The sequence below is a fragment of the Thalassobaculum sp. genome (assembly GCF_040219215.1).
Classification (GTDB): Bacteria; Pseudomonadota; Alphaproteobacteria; order Thalassobaculales; family Thalassobaculaceae; genus Thalassobaculum_A.
The window spans coordinates 92,606-110,029 of the sequence record NZ_JAVJSX010000034.1; the positions used below are offsets into that span (position 1 = coordinate 92,606).

The 17,424-nt window shown below is 68.0% G+C and carries 14 protein-coding genes; 6 read left to right on the top strand and 8 right to left on the bottom strand.

Going from position 1 to position 17,424, the window contains the following annotated elements; genetic code table 11:
* Positions 1-9: 9 nt before the first annotated feature.
* Positions 10-921, bottom strand: coding sequence for an ABC transporter substrate-binding protein (locus RIC54_RS23280; RefSeq protein WP_350091919.1), 912 nt, complete (start codon positions 919-921; stop codon positions 10-12).
* A gap of 161 nt (positions 922-1,082) precedes the next feature.
* Between RIC54_RS23280 and RIC54_RS23285 the strand changes: the two genes are divergently transcribed.
* Positions 1,083-1,943, top strand: a complete 861-nt coding sequence (locus RIC54_RS23285) for an isocitrate lyase/PEP mutase family protein (protein ID WP_350091922.1) — start codon at positions 1,083-1,085, stop codon at positions 1,941-1,943.
* Positions 1,944-1,949: 6 nt separating this feature from the next.
* Here RIC54_RS23285 and RIC54_RS23290 read toward each other — a convergent pair whose 3' ends face one another.
* From RIC54_RS23290 to RIC54_RS23305, 4 genes are all read right to left on the bottom strand, one after another.
* Positions 1,950-3,236 (bottom strand): TRAP transporter large permease, encoded by a 1,287-nt coding sequence (locus RIC54_RS23290; RefSeq protein WP_350151476.1) that lies wholly within the window; start codon positions 3,234-3,236, stop codon positions 1,950-1,952.
* Positions 3,233-3,832: a TRAP transporter small permease subunit gene (locus RIC54_RS23295; protein WP_350091928.1), complete on the bottom strand. Its 600-nt coding sequence runs from the start codon at positions 3,830-3,832 to the stop codon at positions 3,233-3,235. Before RIC54_RS23295 ends, RIC54_RS23290 begins: the two co-directional genes overlap by 4 nt.
* Positions 3,833-3,921: 89 nt before the next feature.
* A complete protein-coding gene (locus RIC54_RS23300) occupies positions 3,922-4,986 on the bottom strand; it encodes a TRAP transporter substrate-binding protein (protein ID WP_350091931.1) in 1,065 nt (354 codons plus the stop codon).
* Positions 4,987-5,246: 260 nt separating this feature from the next.
* The gene (locus RIC54_RS23305) at positions 5,247-6,104 is read right to left on the bottom strand and encodes an HpcH/HpaI aldolase/citrate lyase family protein (protein ID WP_350091934.1); all 858 of its coding nucleotides are present in this window, start codon (positions 6,102-6,104) and stop codon (positions 5,247-5,249) included.
* A gap of 111 nt (positions 6,105-6,215) precedes the next feature.
* Here RIC54_RS23305 and RIC54_RS23310 point away from each other — a divergent pair, with 111 nt between their 5' ends.
* Positions 6,216-8,288 carry a molybdopterin-containing oxidoreductase family protein gene (locus tag RIC54_RS23310; protein WP_350091937.1) on the top strand — a complete coding sequence of 691 codons (2,073 nt, stop codon included), beginning with the start codon at positions 6,216-6,218 and terminating at the stop codon, positions 8,286-8,288.
* 6 nt (positions 8,289-8,294) lie between these two features.
* Here RIC54_RS23310 and RIC54_RS23315 read toward each other — a convergent pair whose 3' ends face one another.
* Complete coding sequence (locus RIC54_RS23315) at positions 8,295-8,867, bottom strand: GNAT family N-acetyltransferase (RefSeq protein WP_350091940.1); 573 nt, start codon at positions 8,865-8,867, stop codon at positions 8,295-8,297.
* Complete coding sequence (locus tag RIC54_RS23320; RefSeq protein ID WP_350091943.1) at positions 8,864-9,829, bottom strand: cupin domain-containing protein; 966 nt, start codon at positions 9,827-9,829, stop codon at positions 8,864-8,866. Before RIC54_RS23320 ends, RIC54_RS23315 begins: the two co-directional genes overlap by 4 nt.
* 122 nt (positions 9,830-9,951) lie before the next feature.
* Between RIC54_RS23320 and RIC54_RS23325 the strand changes: the two genes are divergently transcribed.
* Positions 9,952-11,157: a multidrug effflux MFS transporter gene (locus RIC54_RS23325; protein ID WP_350091946.1), complete on the top strand. Its 1,206-nt coding sequence runs from the start codon at positions 9,952-9,954 to the stop codon at positions 11,155-11,157.
* A gap of 17 nt (positions 11,158-11,174) precedes the next feature.
* Here RIC54_RS23325 and RIC54_RS23330 read toward each other — a convergent pair whose 3' ends face one another.
* Positions 11,175-11,966 carry a phytanoyl-CoA dioxygenase family protein gene (locus tag RIC54_RS23330; protein WP_350091949.1) on the bottom strand — a complete coding sequence of 264 codons (792 nt, stop codon included), beginning with the start codon at positions 11,964-11,966 and terminating at the stop codon, positions 11,175-11,177.
* A 185-nt stretch (positions 11,967-12,151) separates the two neighbouring features.
* On the opposite strand from RIC54_RS23330, the gene RIC54_RS23335 reads away from it, so the two are divergent.
* The 3 genes from RIC54_RS23335 (at position 12,152) to RIC54_RS23345 (ending at position 17,424) form a co-directional block, all read left to right on the top strand.
* Positions 12,152-12,877: a M48 family metallopeptidase gene (locus tag RIC54_RS23335; protein WP_350091952.1), complete on the top strand. Its 726-nt coding sequence runs from the start codon at positions 12,152-12,154 to the stop codon at positions 12,875-12,877.
* A 76-nt stretch (positions 12,878-12,953) separates the two neighbouring features.
* Positions 12,954-14,150, top strand: coding sequence for a multidrug effflux MFS transporter (locus RIC54_RS23340; RefSeq protein ID WP_350091955.1), 1,197 nt, complete (start codon positions 12,954-12,956; stop codon positions 14,148-14,150).
* Positions 14,151-14,241: 91 nt separating this feature from the next.
* Complete coding sequence (locus RIC54_RS23345; protein WP_350091958.1) at positions 14,242-17,424, top strand: CHASE domain-containing protein; 3,183 nt, start codon at positions 14,242-14,244, stop codon at positions 17,422-17,424.

Consider the following 17,424-nt stretch of genomic DNA (forward strand, 5'->3'; position numbering starts at 1 on the left):
GTCGCCTCCTCAGCCCGCCAGCGCCTCGGCGGTGATCGCGTCGTCGACCACTTGGTGATAGGGCGCGTCGTAGTCGATCAGCCCGCCGGACAGCAGCGACGCCTTCAGGCGCACGAAGGTGTCGACCGGCAGCTCGGGTGAGCGCGCCCATACGCCGGACGACCGATAGCCCTCGATCATCCGGGCCAGGGCCGGACGCTCGATGTCGGGGAAGTACCCGGCGACCTGCCCCGCGATCTCGTCGGCGGTCTCGGCGAACAGCGCCTCCTGGGCGGCGGCGATGCCACGGACCAGCGCCCGGCAGGTTGCGCGCTCTTCCTCGGCGAACCGGCGGGTGGTGTAGAAGCTGGTGTAGCTCATGTCGCCACGCCCGGCGAAGCGGTGCCAGACATGGCCCCAGCCGCCCGCGACCGCTTGGTCGACATAGGGCTCGAACACCTGGATCACGTCGACCTCGCCGTTGCGCAGCCGCTCGGCGTTCTCGGCCATCGGCACGTCCGGCGCCCGGTCGAGCGACGACGGCGCGATCCCGGCGCGGCGCAGGTCGTCCTGGAAGGTCATCCACGGGGTCGGCACGTCGACGGCGATGCCGATCCGCACGTCCAGCAGGTCGGCCAGCCGGAACGACGCGATCGGCTTGCGCCCGACCAGCACGAACGGCTCGCCCGAGACCACCTGTCCGAAACAGACCAAGGGGCAGTCCGGGTCGGCGTTGTGGTGCAGCATGACCCGCATCGGCCCGCCCCAGGACACGTCGGCCCGGCCGTCGAGCAGGGCCGCCGCGGTCTGGCTGGTGGCCGGCGATGTCTCGATCCGCACCTCGGCGCCGGCACGCTCCCAGTCCTTGCGGGCGGCGGCGAGGTAGAACGGCACATAGGGAATCGCGCGCATGTTCTCGAACAGGACGATCGGACGGGACATCGCGGGGCTCCGGAGGCAGCCAGTTTGAGTACGTCGGTAGGAACTGTAGCAGGAGCGCCGGGCGGGGGAATGCCCCGGCGGGCTTCTGAGGCGGGATTATATTGGCTACCTTGTCCGGCGTTCTGTCGACCCTTCATCCCGTCGTCTCCCGGAGAACACCGATGCCTGTGACCACACCCGCCGCGCGCCGGCTGGCGCTGAAGACCCTGCTGGAAGCGGGCCGGACGATCGTGGTGCCGGGCTGCCACGACGCGCTGAGCGCCATGCTGGTGGCCGAGGCCGGGTTCGAGGTCGGCTATGTCGGCAGCTACGCGACGGCGGCGGCCGATCTGGGCCTGCCCGATGTCGGCGCCCTCGGCCTGGACGACCTGACGCACCGCGCCCGGCGGGTCGCCGACACGGTCGCGGTGCCGGTGGTGGCCGACGCCGAGGGCGGGTTCCACGAGCCGGGCAATATCTGGCGCACCGTCCAGGCGTTCGAGGACGCCGGCGTTGCGGCGATCCACATCGAGGACCATGCCGGCGGCAAGCACACCGACCTGCCGCAGAGCCTGATCCCACTGGAGGCGATGATCGCCCGGCTGAAGGCGGCGCTGGAGGCACGCCGGGACCCGAACTTCCAGATCATCGCCCGCACCGACGCGGTCTGGGCGACGAGGGATCCGCAGGAAGCGCAGCGCCGGGTCCGGGCCTTCGCGGCCGCCGGCGCCGACATGGTTTTCCCGACCGGCGCGACACCGGAAATGATCGCCGGGTTCCGCAGCGACGTGCCGGCGCGCTACGTGGTGATCGACGGTCCCGGGCATCCGCGTTTCGCGGGCCGCGAGACCGCCGCCAGTCTGGTCCTGTACTACGGATTCTCGCTGTTCGCGGCGACCCGCGGCCTGACGGCGGCGCTGGGCCGGTTCCGCGCCGATCCGGCCGCCGGACTCGACGACCTGATGGAGCCGGTGGAGGCGTTCGAGGATCGCCTCGGCTACCGGGCGTTCACCGACCGCGCCCGCCGGTACCATCCGCAATAGCCGGGCTTACCGGCCGACGTTGTTGGGCAGCCACATCGCGAGGTCCGGGTACAGAACCAGGACCACGATCATCGCCAGCATCGCCACCACGAACGGAAATGAGCCGATCATCACGTCGCGGATCTGTCCCTTCGTCCGAACGCCCTGCACGATGAACAGGTTGAGGCCAACCGGCGGGGTGATCAGCGCGGTCTCCAGCAGCAGCATCATCAGGACGCCGAACCAGATCGGATCGAAGCCCATGGAGATTACCACCGGCGTGATGATCGGCACCGTTGCGATCATCATCGACAGGGATTCCATGAACATGCCGAGCACGAGGTAGAGGCCGACGATCATCCACATCGTCTGCATCGGGGTCAGACCACTGTCGGTGATCAGCTCGGTCACCTGGCGGCCGATCCCGACCGACGTCACCACAAAGCTGAGGAAGGTCGCGGCGATCAGGATCAGCATGATCATCGCGGTGGTTCGCATGGTGCCTTCCAGGGCCTCGCGCAGCATCGTCGCGGTCAGGCGTCCCTTCCAGCCGGCCAGCACCAGCGCCATGAGCACGCCCAAGGCCGCCGACTCGGTCGGGGTGGCCAGCCCGCTGTAGATCGAGCCGATCACCACCACGAAGATGATCAGCGGCGGCCCGAGATCGGGCAGGGTGCTCCAGCGCTGGCCCCAGCTGATCGCGATCTTGTCGCCACCCCAGGCCGGCCGCCAGACACAGGCGATGATGACGGTGATCATGAAGAACCCGGCGAGCACCAAGCCGGGAATGATGCCGGCGAGGTACAGCTGCGGGATCGAGGTTTCGGTCAGCGCGCCGTAGACGATCATCACGATGGACGGCGGGATCAGGATGCCCAGCGTGCCGCCGGCTGCGATGGTGCCGAGGAACAGCCGCTCGTTGTAGCCGTGCCGCTCGATCTCGCCGACGGCCACCGTCCCGATGGTCGCCGCGGTGGCGACGCTGGACCCGGAGACCGCGGCGAACAGGGTGCAGGGGCCGATGTTGGAAAGCATCAGCCCGCCGGGCAGCCACGACAGCCACTGGCTCATGGCGCCGTACATGCGCTCGGCGATGCCGGAGCGCAGCAGCAACTCGCCGAGCAGCACGAACAGCGGGATCGCGAACAGGATGAAGTCGGTCGATACCCCCCAGCTCATCTCGCCGAGGGCAAGGCGCAGCGGCAGGAACGAGTAGAAGTAGTCGAGGGTCAGGCCAAGCGCGGCGAGCGCGGCGGCGATCGGGATGCTGAGCGCCAGCAGGCCAATCAGCAGGGCGATGGTGATCCAGATCATGGGCGGGCCTCGGTTCCGTCGGCGCGGCGGCGCAGGCTCTCCAGCTCTTCCTCCAGGTCCTCCTTGCCGGTGCGCGATCCGGCGATGCGCTGCACCGTCGCGATGTCGCCGGTTACGAAGGCGTGGCTGGCGCGGGCCAGCAGCAGCACGATCACCACCACGAAATAGACCAGCCCGACCAGCCACAGGAACTGCGGATACAGCAGCGGCGTGGCGATCGGGGTCAGGGCGCGCGAGCCGAACTGGAACGATTGATAGAACACGTGCCAGCCCTGCCAGGTCAGAAGGCCGGCAAAGGCCAGCATCACCACCAGACCCAGAATATCGAGCGCGGCACAGATCCGGGTCGGCAGCACCACGTAGAGCGAGTCGATGCGGATATGGGCGCGGTCGAGCAGGGCAAGTGCAAAGGCCCAGGACGAGCCGATCGCCAGCACGTAGCCGGACAGCTCGCTGGCCCCGCCGATCGATAGAACGAACAGCTTGCGAAGCGCGATGTCGACGCCGATCACGACGGCGGCGAGCACCACCAGGGCGCCGCCGCTCCACGCGCCGAAGCGGGCCAACCGGTGGGCAAGGTCGAGTGTACGGTCCATGGCGTTGCCGGGAAATGAGTGAGGCTAGGGACCAGAATACAGCAGTGCCGCCGCCCCACGAAGGGACGGCGGCACCGTGTCTGTCCGGATCAGAGCTTGTCGAGCGGGATCGTCAGGCCGACGACCTTGCCGACCGTGTCGTTCCACTTCGCGGCGCACTCCTTGCCGCAGCGCTTGCCCCACTTCACCAGCACCACGTCCTGAACGACCGTGGCGCGCTTGGCCTTGTCGGCGTCGCTGAGCGCCACCAGGGTCATCTTGCCCTTCTTGCCCAGCGTGCAGGGATCGTTGCCGATGTTGCAGTTGACGCCCTGGTCGGTGGCCTGGCCGCCGATTTCCCAGTTCATGTCCTCAAGCTCGGCGAACTGCTTGTCGAAGAACGTCTGGACCGCCGGGTCCCAGGACTTCCACGAGGCGTTGTTCACGGCGGTGTAGTAGATCGACCAGCCGACCGGCAGCGGATACAGGTGGGTCGCCACTTCCGGCCAGCCGGCGGTGTTGCCCGACAGGGTGCCGGTCAGGGCGCAGTCGACGACGCCGCGCTGCAGGGCCGGGACGACCTCGCCGAACGCCATGGTCACCGTGGTGGCGCCGACCGCCGAGACGAAGTCGGATTGGGTCGTGTTGAACACCCGGACCTTCAGGCCCTTCAGATCGTCCAGGCCGGTGATCGGCTTGTTGCACCAGAACACGATCGGCGGGTTGTTGCCGAGCGCCACCAGGCGGGCGTTGAACTTCTTCTCCATCGCCTCGGCCATCACCGGCTTCCAGACATCGCACGCCTTGCGGGCGGTCGCGATGTCGGTGGTGATGCCGGCGAGATCGCAGCCCTCGAACACCGGGTCGTCGCCGGCCATCTTGGAGATGTCGCCGACCCCGGCATCGGCCACCCCGGCCTGGGTCAGACGCAAAAGCGAGAAGTCCTTGATGCCCAGGATGTCCTGGTTGTTGTAGTCGGCGGTGACCTGGCCGTTCGAATCCTTGCTGATCTTCTGGGTCCAGAACGGCTTCTCGACCTCCTTGGTCTGCAACAGGGTGCTGTAGTTGCCGAGCACCTTTACGCTCGTCTTCGGCAACTCCGCCGCCTGGACCGTCATCGCCGCGGTCAGCATGGCGCTTGCCGCAAGCGCGGCCGTCGTCCAACGCATGGTCATGGGTTTCCCTCCGTTCGTGGATTGTCGTGCGGGACTTCCGGACCGGACGATCACGGTCCCGCTTATGGTGTGATGAAAGGCGTTCGGGCGGGCAGCCAGCCATTGCGCCGCACCGCCGCGCATCGGCTCGCTGCAATATTGTATACACAGCTTAGCGCGGCCGACCGCCGGCCGATAACCGGCGCGCCGGGCACGGGTGTGTTCGCCGGCGCGGCGTGATTGAGGCGCGGATCAGGCCACCATGCGATGGACGTGCAGTCTCAGGCGGACGCCCGGCCGGCCCGGGCCAGCACCCGATACATGCTGCGCAGCACCGGCTTCTCCATGAGCTTTCCGTCGACCACCACCAGCCCGCTGTCGGCCTCCTCGAACGCCGTGATGATCTTCCGCGCATAGGCCACTTCGGCCTCGCTCGGGGTGAACACCGCGTTCAGCACCGGCACCTGCTTGGGGTGGATCGAGCCCTTGCCGGAGAAGCCCAGTTCGGCCGCCGCCTCCGCCTCGGCACGCATGCCGTCCATGTCGTTCAGGTCGAGGTACGGCACGTCGATCACGTCGACCCCGGCCCCGGCGGCGGCGTGCACCACCCGCGAGCGGGCGTACTGCAGGGCGGCCCAGCTGTTCCGGCAGCGCAGATCGGCGGCCATGTCGACCCCGCCGAAGAACAGCGCGTCGATCCGATCGCTCGACCGGGCGATGTCCCAGGCGGCTTCCAGCGCCTCGTTGGTCTCGATGATCACGTGCAGGCGGGCGGCGATCTTGAACTCGTCGAACAGCTCGGCCAGCGCGGTGATCTCGCCCGGCGTCTTGACCTTCGGCAGCATCAGCGCCGGCGGCGCCTTGGGCGACGACAGGATGGCGTCGATGTCGCGCATGCCGTCGGGGGTACGCGGCGGGTTGATCCGCACCATCGCCTCGACCGCGCCGTCCAGCTCGGCCTGCGCGAACCATCCCAGCGTCGCGGCCCTGGCCTCGGCCTTGTGCTGCGGGGCGATCGCGTCCTCCAGGTCGACGCACATGATGTCGGCCCCGACTTTCAGCGCCTTGGGAAACATCTCCGGCTTGTTGCCGGGCGCGAAGATGAAGCTGCGGCGGGGGCGGACGGCGCGTTCGGTCATGGAGAGGCTCCTGATGGGAGGCGGCATTGAGGCCGACGCGGTCGGGGCGTGTCAATCCAGCACCCCAACCGGCCATTGCCGACCGTCGGCGACCGGCCTAACCTCCCGGCCATGCCGCTCGACATCCTCGCCAAACCGACCATCGTCCCGTCCGTCTGTCCGCATGATTGCCCCAGCGCCTGCGCGCTGGAGGTGGAGCGGATCGACCGCAACACCATCGGCCGGGTGCGCGGCGCCGCGTCCAACGGCTACACCGCGGGCGTGATCTGCGCCAAGGTCGCGCGCTATGCCGAGCGGGTGCACCACCCGGACCGGCTGAAGAAGCCGCTGCTGCGGGTCGGGCCGAAGGGCTCCGACCAGTTCCGCGAAATCGGCTGGGACGAGGCGCTGGACCGGGTCGCCGGTGCGTTCGCGGAAGCTGCCGCCAGGCTGGGGCCGGAGACGGTGTGGCCGTACTATTTCGCCGGCACCATGGGGCTGGTGAATCGCGACGGCATCAACCGGCTGCGCAACGTCATGGGCTATTCCGGCCAGGACGCCAACATCTGCACCACCGTGGTCAAGTCCGGATGGATCGCCGGGTCCGGCCGCGTTGGCGGGCCGAACCCGCTGGAGATGGCGGAATCCGACCTGATCATCATGTGGGGCGGCAACCCGGTCTCCACTCAGGTCAACGTGATGACCCACGTGACCCGGGCCCGCAAGGAACGCGGCGCGCATTTCGTGGTGGTCGACCCCTATCGCTCCCCGACCGCCGAGGCCGCCGACGAGCATGTGATGGTTCGGCCCGGCACCGACGGGGCGGTGGCCTGCGCGATCATGCACGTGCTGTTCCGCGACGGCTTCGCCGACCGGGACTACCTCGATCGATACACCAAGGACCCGGCCGCGCTCGAGGCGCATCTGGCGACCCGTTCGCCGCAGTGGGCCGAGGCGATCTCCGGCGTGCCGGCGGCGCAGATCGAGGCGCTGGCCAAGCGCTACGGCCGGACCGACCGGGCGTTCATCCGGCTCGGCTACGGCTTCGCGCGCTCGCGCAATGGGCCGATGCAGGTGCACGCCGTCGCCTCGATCGCGGCGGTCGGCGGCAAGTGGCGGCACCGCGGCGGCGGCGCGATGTGGAAGGTCGACGGGTTCTACGCCGTCGACAAGACCCTGATCGAGGCGACCGACCGGGTCCGCCCCGGCACCCGCGTGCTGGACATGTCGCGGATCGGCCCGGTGCTGACCGGCGAGGACGCCGTGGTGCGCCGGGGACCGCCGGTGACGGCCATGCTGATCCAGAACACCAACCCGGTGGCTGTGGCCCCCGACACCCACCGGGTGCTGAAGGGCTTCAACCGCGACGACCTGTTCGTGTGCGTGCACGAGCAGTTCCTGACCGAGACCGCGCGCCACGCCGACGTGGTGCTGCCGGCCACCACCTTCCTGGAGCATGCCGACATCTACACCGCCGGCGGCCATCCGCACCTGGAGGTACACGACAAGGTCATCGACCCGCAGGGCGAGGCCCGCTCCAACCACCAGGTGCAGAACGACCTGCTGCGCCGGCTGGGTGCGTCGCACCCGGCGATGGACATGACCGAGGGCGAGCTGATCGATGCCACCCTGCGCCGCTCCGGCTATCCCGGCTTCGCCGAGATGGTCGAGCGCAAGTGGCTGGACGTCGCCCCGTCGTTCGAGGAACAGCATTTCCTGAACGGATTCCCGACCAAATCCGGCAAGTTCGAGTTCGCCGCCGACTGGGAGGCTGTCGGCCCGCTCGGCAAGGGCGTCCCGGCGCTGCCGGACCATGTCGACATCATCGACCGGGCAACCGCGGAGCGGCCGTACCGGATGGTGACCGCGCCGGCCCGCAACTACCTGAACACCTCGTTCACCGAGACCCCGACCAGCCGCAAGCGCGAGGGACGGCCGACCGTGATGGTCCACCCCGACACCGCCGCCGAACTCGGCTTCGGCGAGGGCGAGCGGGTGCGCCTCGGCAACGAGCAGGGCTCGGTGGTGGTGCACGCCAAGCTGTTCGACGGGGTGCAGCCGACCACGGTGATCGTGGAATCGGTCTGGCCGAACGCCGCGTTCGAGGAAGGCATCGGCATCAACGCCCTGACCAGCGCCGACTCGCCGCCGCCGTCCGGTGGTGCTGTGTTCCACGACACCGCGGTGTGGATGCGCAAGGCGTAGGGTCGGCTACCGCACCTTGGCGTAGGCCAGGCAGTCGCGCGGGTCGGGCGAGACGTTCGGTGCGACGTGCCAGCGTCTCAGCCGGCCTTCATAGGTCATCCCGGCCTTCTCCATGACCCGCGCCGATGCCGGATTCTCGGCGTCGCAGAAAGCCCAGGCCCGCCAGATCCCGGGCTGCTCCAGAGCGAGATCGACCAGCGCCGCCAGCGCACGGCTGGCGTGGCCGCGGCCCCACCGGTCCTTCGCCATGGCGTAGCCGAAGGCGACGTGAAAGCTGTCGACGCGCGCTGATGCGACGCCGAACGGAATCGGATCACCGGGTTCGCTCAGCGCGTAGGTGAACTCCCGCCCGGCGTCCCAGTGCTGCTCCATCAGGGCACAGAACGCGACCGCCTCTTCGACCGACTGATGGGTCTTGAACGTCAGCCAGCGGGTAACCTCCGGATCGGCCGCGTAGCGGGCGAACACCGCGTCGGCGTCGGACACCCGCAGCCGGCGCAGGATTGTCGGCCCAAGGTCCAAGGTCTCGGGGAAGCCGATTTCGGTGGTGCGCCGGGTCCGTTCCAGCGGCCCGGTCATTCGGCGAACGCGAAGCCCATGGTGCGGGCGTGATAGTGCCAGCCGCCGTCCTGGACGATCAGGAAGCGCGCCAGGCGGTCGCCGCCGTTGTGGTGGCTGTGCACCTCGCCCGGCGGGGTGATCATGGTGGCCAGAGGCGACCAGTCGATGCGTTCGCCGTCGATCATCGAGAAGCAGGAATCGCCGTCCAGGCACAGGGTGATGGCGGCGGCGTTGTGGCGGTGGGCGCGCTGGTGGGTGCCGGGTGCAAGGGTGTTCAGCGCCAGTGTCAGAGACGGCATGGCGTTGCGGCTGTCGGCGGTGCGCTCGGCCGAGAAGATCAGGGCAACGCCGGCCTGGCCGGCCTGCTCCGGCAGCGCCTGCAGCACTGCGACCTGCCGGGTGATTTCGGCGGCGGTGTAGTGCACCGGGTCGACCGGCGCCTTCCCCGGGATTGGCGGGTTCAGTCCCTCGAACACCAGCGCCGGTTCGTTGGTGACGCTCCACAGCACGGCGGGAGCGCCGGACGCCGCGCGGTGTTCAACCACGTGGCCGCCGGGCAGGACCATGACGTCGCCCGGACCCCAGGCGATGGTCTCGCCGCCCACGGTGGTCTCACCGGAGCCGGCCAGCACGCAGTGGATCTCGCCGCTGGCCCGGAACCGGGTGACCAGGATGTCGCCGGCGTCGATCCGCAGGTAATGCGCCAGCACCAGCGGGGTGGTGGCGGCGAAGCGGCAGTCGAATGCCGCCGACTGGTCCAGGGGGTGGCAGCCGCTCGGCGCTCCGTCGGCGAACGCGGCGTCGCGCTCGGCCTCGAAACGCGCCCTCGGCACCGCGGCGAGCTTGAGGTTGAACGCATTGCCGGAGTTGAAGAACCGGGCCCGGCGCTGGGCTGCGGTGGCGGCTTCGATCGGGGGGTCGCCGTCGAGCGTTCCGGCGGGACGGGGGGCGGTGCGGGGCGCGGCGGCGGGTGCGGACATCGCAGATCTCCCTCGAGTTTTGTCCACCCTAACGCAGGGCGACCGGGGTCGTCGCCCGAAACCCGTGTTGCAGCGCAGCATTATCCGTCCTATACCCAAGGCAAGCTTTTCCGGACTTTTCCATGCTCCCCGCCTCATTCCAGGCTACCCGGCCCGGCTCCATCGCGCTGCTGACCTTCATGGTCGCGCTCAACCAGATGTCCATGGGCCTGTACCTGCCATCGATGCCGACCATGGCCGGCGCGCTCGGCACCACGGTCGGCCAGGTCCAGCTGACGCTGACCGTGTTCATCGCCGGCTTTGCCGTCAGCCAGCTGGTCTGGGGCCCGGTGACCGACCGGTTCGGGCGCCGGCCGGCCCTGCTGGTCGGGCTCGCCTGCTTCACCGTGGCCAGCATCGCCTGCGCCTTCGCCGCGACGGTCGAGCAGCTGATCGCCTACCGGTTCTTCCAGGCACTGGGGGCGTGCGCCGGCCAGGTGGTCTCCCGCTCCATCGTGCGCGACACCACGGAAGGCGCGGAGTCGGCCAAGGTCATGTCGTACATTGCGCTGGCGATGTCGCTGTCGCCGGCAGTCACCCCGTCGATCGGCGGCCAGCTGCACGCGTTCTTCGGTTGGCGATCGAACTTCGTGCTGCTGGCGGTCATCGGCCTGACCCTGGCGGCGATCACCGTGGCTCGGCTGCCGGAGACGACACGCCGCAAGGTGCCGGACGCCCTGCACCTGGTGCCGATGCTGCGCAACTACGGCAGCCTGCTGCGCGACCGCCGCTACGTCGGCTACATCCTGATGATCGGCGGCATGTTCGGATGCCTGATGGCCTATCAGACCGGCTCGCCGTTCGTGCTGATGACCGAGCTTGGATGGTCGCCTCAGGCCTACGGGCTGCTGATCCTGTTCAACGTCTTCGGCTTCCTGGCCGGCAGCCTGACCGCCGCCCGGATCGCGCCGCGCTACGGCATCCCGCGGATGGTGCGGTTGAGCTCGATCGTCGTTCTGGTCAGTGGGCTCCTGCTGCTGGCGTTTCCATTGGCCGGACACCTGTCCACGGCGGCGGTGATCGCGCCGATGATGCTGTTCCTGTTCGGCATGGGCATCGGCATCCCCAGCGCCATGGCCGGCACCCTGCAGGGCTTTCCCTACATCGCCGGATCGGCGTCGGCGCTGATGGGTTTCTCGCAGATGGGCGTCGGGGTGCTGACCTCGCTCGCGGTCAGCCGGATCGACGGCGACCATCACCTGGTCATGGGGGCGGTGTTCGCGGCGTCGGGCCTGATGTGCTTCCTGTCCCAGGCGCTGATCCTGCGGCGAGTGCCTGCCGCACGGTAGGGTTCGCCGCAGCGCCGTCAGGACGGTTGGTTCGACAATTGCGGGAACAGCTTGCCGAGTGCGGTGATGGTGATCTGTCCGGTTTGCGATTGCGGGTAGGAGCCCAGCAGGTCGGCTGCCCGACCCTCCATGACGTGCGTCGGCGCCTGGTCACGCGCTACGATACGGAACTCGATCGCTTCGCGGGCCTTGGTGGCACCCGGCAGAATCTGGGTCCGGTGCAGGACGTGCTGGTCGAAGATCACGCAGTTTCCGGTCTTGAGGATCGGCGCGAGCTCACGGTGGTCGGTGCCGACCAGATCGGCGACCTGCTGGTCATCAATGGTACGGCCGCCGCGGGCGTTGACTGGCAAGTCCTCCCAGAACGCGCGGATGCGCGCATCGTCCACGGGTCCACTGGGCAAACGGAAGTCCAGGCCGGGCGCGTCGACGCCGACGTCGACCAGCGGCATCCAAGCAGTCAGCATCGGGATGTCGAAGCCGTAGAAGTTGGCGTCCAGGTGCCACGGGGCATAGCCATGTCCAGGCTCAGGGCGCTGTGCGCGGAACTTGCACAGGTCGAGGATCAGCATCGGTTCGCGCCGGAAGGTGCGCTGATAGATCTGCGGTAGGGCGCTGCTCCAGAAGAACGTCAGGACCAGCTTGACGAAGGCCCGCTCCTCATCGGAGATCGACATCCGATAGTACTGGTCGAGGCTCAGCTTGATCGGGATTTTAGCCCGGTAGCGGAACAGATTGATCCGCCGCAAGGCGTCGCCAATGGCGACGATCGCTTGTGAATCGAGGCCGTTAAATTCCCGCAGGATCATCAAGCAGCTCCGCCTGGCGCCGTATCGAACAGAAGACCGGCACCATCCCGTTATGCCAAGCTCGGAGGGATTTGCCCATCCGTTGGCTGCACACGACAGATCCACAGGGGGCGGCAACGCCCGATGACGACGCTACGGCGCGAATCAGCTAGACTCGATTGGCTTCCACCAACCCGAACGGGACCATGCCCGCGGCCCCGACTGCCCCGATCGTCATCACCGATACCGACGGCACCGAGTTCAGCGTCCCGACCCGGCGCAGCGCGCGTGCGCGCCGGATGCTGCTGCGCGTCGATCCGGCGCGGGGCGGGCCGGAACTGGTGCTGCCCGACGGGGTAGCCCAGGAGGTCGGCGCCGACTTCGCGCGCCGGCACATCGGGTGGCTGCGGGTGCGGCTGGCGCGGATGCCGGAACGCATCGATTTCAGGGACGGTGCCGAGATTCCGGTCCTGGGCGTGGTCCATCGCATCCGCCACCGTCCGGACCAGCGTGGCGGGGTATGGCAACTGGTGGATCCCGACGGCAGCGCGGAGTTGCACGTCGCCGGCCGGCCCGAGCATCTGGCCCGCCGGGTGGCGGACCACCTGAAGGCCGAGGCGCGCAAGGCGATTGCTCCATTGGCCCGGAACCACGCGGCTGCCCTCGGCCGGCCGCTCGGCCGGATCACGGTGCGCGACACCGCGTCGCGCTGGGGCAGCTGTTCGGCGCGCGGCGACCTGTCGTTCTCCTGGCGGCTGATCCTGGCGCCAGCTGGCGTGCTCGACTACGTGGTCGCCCACGAGGCCGCCCATCTGGTGGAGATGAACCACTCCGTGCGGTTCTGGCGACTGGTCGATCGGCTGATGCCCGGCTACGAGCGCGAGCGGGCCTGGCTGAAGCGCCACGGCGGCCGGCTGCACGCCTACGGGTAGCCGGCTACCGACGCTGCGCTTGCACGCGCCCGTGTCGCGGCGTAAGCGGGTGGCCCGTTTCCCGTCGGTCGAGCTCATGAACCGTCCCCGCCCCGATTCCGTCGCAGTTGCCGCGCTGCTGACCATGCTGGTGGCGTTCGGGCCGATCTCGACCGACATGTACCTGCCTTCGCTGCCCGCCCTGGTCAGCGATTTCGCCAGCGACGTTCCGACCGTGCAGCTGACGCTCAGCGCCTTCCTGGTCGCGTTCGCCCTCTCGATGCTGGTGTACGGCCCGCTGTCGGACCGGTTCGGGCGCCGGCCGGTGCTGATCGGGGCGATCGCAATCTACGTGCTTGCCTCGATTGCCTGCGCGCTTGCCCCGACCATCGAGGCGCTGATCGTCGCGCGCACCCTGCAGGCGGTCGGCTGCTGCGCCGGCCCGGTCCTGGCGCGCGCCGTGGTCCGCGACGTCTACGGGCGGGAGCGGGCGGCCACCGTGCTGTCCTACATGGGCACGGCGATGGCGCTGGCGCCGGCCATCGGCCCGGTGCTCGGCGGCTGGCTGCAGGTGGTTTACGGCTGGCAGGCGACGTTCTGGGTGCTGACCGCGTTCTCCGGCGTTGCCCTGGTCGGCGTGCTGACGATGCTGGACGAGACCAACGCCCACCGCAATCCCGACGCCATGTCGGTGCGCGGCATGCTGCGCAGCTACAAGGCCCTGCTGTCCCACCGCGGCTACGTCGGATACGTGGCGACCATCGCGGCCTGCTACAGCATCATCTTCAGCTTCATCTCGGGGTCGTCCTTCGTGCTGATCCAGGTGGTCGGGTTGACCGCCGACGTCTACGGGCTGTGCTTCGCGGCAATGGTGATCGGCTACATGAGCGGCACCTTCATCTCCGGGCGGTTCGGCCGGCGGATCGGCCTCGACCGGCTGATCCTGGCGGGTGCCATGATCTCCACCGCTGCCGGGCTGGCGATGGCGGGCTTCGCCTGGGCCGGCGAGACCCACATCGAGACCATCGTGGTCCCGCAGGTTGTTGCCATGCTCGGCGTCGGGCTGGTGTTTCCGAACTGCCAGGCCGGCGCGATCGGACCGTTCCCGACCATGGCCGGTGCGGCGTCGTCGCTGCTCGGCTTCAGCCAGATGGGCGTTGCCGCCGCGGTCGGGCTGGCGATCGGCGTCACTTTCGACGGCACCGCCCGGCCGATGGCCACCGCCATCGCGCTTGCAGCCGTGCTGACCCTGCTGAGCTTCCGTCTGATCGTCTGGCCGGTGCGGCAACGATGACAGTCCAGAGGGCCGTCCCGGCTTCGCTAACCTTATCTTAAAGTCGGTACAGGCATTCTGGCGGGCGTCAGTTGTATTACGGACTTGCCGGATGCCGAACAAACAACCGCTGGTCGATTATTCAAGGATATTGATCCTTGCGGCCGCCTATTTTGTCTCCGGTTACATCGGACTGGCGTTTCCCTATTTCGAAAGCACGGTAACGCTGATCTGGCCGCCGACCGGCATCGTCCTGGCCGCGCTGCTGTGCTGGGGCTTGCGGGTCTGGCCGGGCGCGGCGATCGGGGCGTTTGCGGTGAACCTGACCACGGGTGTTCCGCTTGAGACGGTGATCCTGATCACTGCCGGCAACACCCTGGCCGGGGTGGCCGGTGCCGCCATGCTCAACCGGTTTTCACGCGGGAAGGAGATCGACACACCCGGGACCAGCGCGCTGTTTCTGATTTTCGGCGTTGCGGCCAGTCCCCTCGTCAGTTCGCTGGGTGGCGCCGCAACGGTCAGTGCCACGCTCCTGCAGAACTGGGGCAGCTTCTTCGACATATGGCGCGGCTGGTGGATCGGCGATCTGATGGGGGTGTTGCTGTTCGCCCCGCCGCTGCTGCAACTGGCGAGACGGCCGTGGCAGGGGCAGCCGCCGCTCTGGTTCGCCGAGATCCTGTTCATCGCACTCTGCGTTTCGGCCATCACCGTCCTGGTGCATTCCGTCGACGCGCTGGCGAGCCAGGAATACTTGTTCATCTTCGTCAGCCTGCCGTTCGCGCTTTGGGGGGCCGTGCGGTTCGGCGTCTTCGGAACCGGCATCGTCAACGTCGCCGCCTGTCTGACGGCGGTCGCCTATCTGACCAGCGGAAGCAGCTTCTTCATTGCCGACGACGCACAGGACAGCCTGCTGCGCTTCTACGGGTTCTTCAGCGTGGTCGGCGGTCTCGGCCTGATGCTCGCCGCCTTCTGCCAGACGGCCCTTGCGACCGATGGATCCGGGACGGAAATGAAGCAGTCGGGCAGGCTCAGGCGGATCCGCACGACCCTGGCCATCGGCTGCGGCGCACTCGGGCTGGCAATCTCGGTGGCCGCCGCGACGATCGTACCGGAGCATACCAAGGGGGCGATGCTGCGCGATTTCCGTTACTACGCCCTGTCGTTCGAGGTCAGCCTTAGGACCCGGATCGATCAGGCGACGAACTCGCTGATCGCGATCAAGACCTTGTTCGAAGTTGAGACGTCGGTGTCCCAGGATCGATTTGCGGCTACCGCCATGCCATGGCTCGATCGCTATCCGGCAATCCAGGCACTGGAATGGATACCGGCGGTATCGGGCGGGGACCGCGACGCATTCATCGAACGGGCTCGGCGCGACGGCGTCGAAGCGTTTGACATCTGGGAGCTACGCGACGGGCAGCTTCGCTCGGCGACGGAGCGGGACCGGTACTTTCCGGTCTTCTACATCGCGCCCCTGGCGGGGAATGAAGCGGCGCTGGGTCTCGATCTGTTTTCGGAACCGGTGCGCCAGGCGGCAATCGCGACGGCGATCGCGACGCGCGCGGTCGCGGTCACCGAGGTCGTCGACCTGGTGCAGGGGATCAAGGGGCTGCTCGTCGCATTGCCGGTGACGACGCCGGATGGAGATCGGCTGGCCGGCATCGCGCTCGGTGTGTTCGACATCCAGGTGCTGATGAGCGACGCGCATCATGAAGCTGCCCTGCCGGACCGGATCGACGTGCACGTCATGGACTACGCAGCCCGGCAGGAGGGGCGATTGCTGTACTCCACGGACCGGCGGGAGGCGTTGGAGGATATTGCGCTGCATCCCGCCGACGTCCAGCCATCGGACGGATACCGACGCGTGTTTCGGGTCGGCGGGCGCGAGTGGGTGATCGTCGTCAATCCGGATGGAGCGTTTCACGGCCTGGCCTGGAACTGGCAACCTCTCGTCATCCTGATGGTCGGAGCTCTGCTGAGCGGGGCGCTGTCGCTCTACCTGCTGTCGCTCACGCGTTCGGAGGAACGCATCACCCGGCTCGTCATGGAGCGCAGCCGGATGCTTCAGCAAGCCCGCCTCGAAGCCGAGGCTGCCATGGAGCAGGCGCAGCAAGCGAATCAGGCGAAGTCCCAGTTTCTGGCTCATATGAGCCACGAGCTGCGGTCGCCCCTGAACGCCATTCTGGGCTATGCCGAACTCGCGCTGAACGATCCGCAGAGCCGGGACCTTCCTCCGAGAACCCGCGGCTTCATCACGACGATTGTCGAATCCGGCCGTCATCTCGCCGGTGTGGTCGGGAACATTCTCGACCTGTCGAAGATCGAGTCGGGAAACCTGCAGGTCGAACAGGTGCCGTTCGACCTGCGCGAGGTCGCGAGCGATCTTGCCGCCATCATGGCGGGCCCCCTCGAGCAGAACGGCAACCGGTTGAGTTGCGAGATCGATCCCGATCTGCCGGAACGGGTCGTCGGCGACCCGGTGCTCATCCGACAAGTGATGCTGAATTTCCTGTCGAATGCCGCCAAGTTCACGACCGGCGGTGTGATTCGACTGGAAATCACCCGTCTCGGTGGGACCGACGAGAGCTTGAGTGTCCGTATTTGCGTCACGGACAACGGAATCGGTATCGCCAAGGCCAAGCACGGCCAACTTTTCCAGGCGTTTGCACAAGGCGACATGTCGACCAGACGCAAGTACGGCGGAACCGGGCTCGGCCTGGCCATCAACCAGCAACTGGTTGCCGCGATGGGCGGCGTGATCGGGCTGGACAGCGATGAAGGCGCTGGCAGCGCATTCTGGTTCGACATCGAGTTTCGCAAGGATGGGCCACGAGCCTCGCCGCTTCCGGCGGAGAAGGACGCTCAGCCGTTCCGGTCACTGTCCCTGCTTCTGGTCGAGGATGTGGACATCAACCGCATTCTTGCCGAGCAGCTGCTTGAGAACGCCGGACACCGTGTCGTAAGCGCGGTCAATGGCATCGAGGCGGTCGAGGCGGTCGAACGCGAGAACTTCGACGCCGTGGTGATGGATATCCAGATGCCGGAACTCGACGGAGTCGAGGCGACCAAGCGCATCCGGAACATGCCGGATCCCGTGAAGCGGAGCGTGCCGATCGTGGCCCTGACGGCCAATGTGGCGACGGAGGACATTGCCCGATACCGGGAGGCCGGCATGGACGACTGCTGCGCCAAGCCGATGCAGATGGAGATTCTGTCGCCGATCCTGCTGGCGGTTACCGGCGGCCGCGAGGGCGCTGCGTTCGATGGGGTATCCGCGTCGACATCCGGCGGTTAG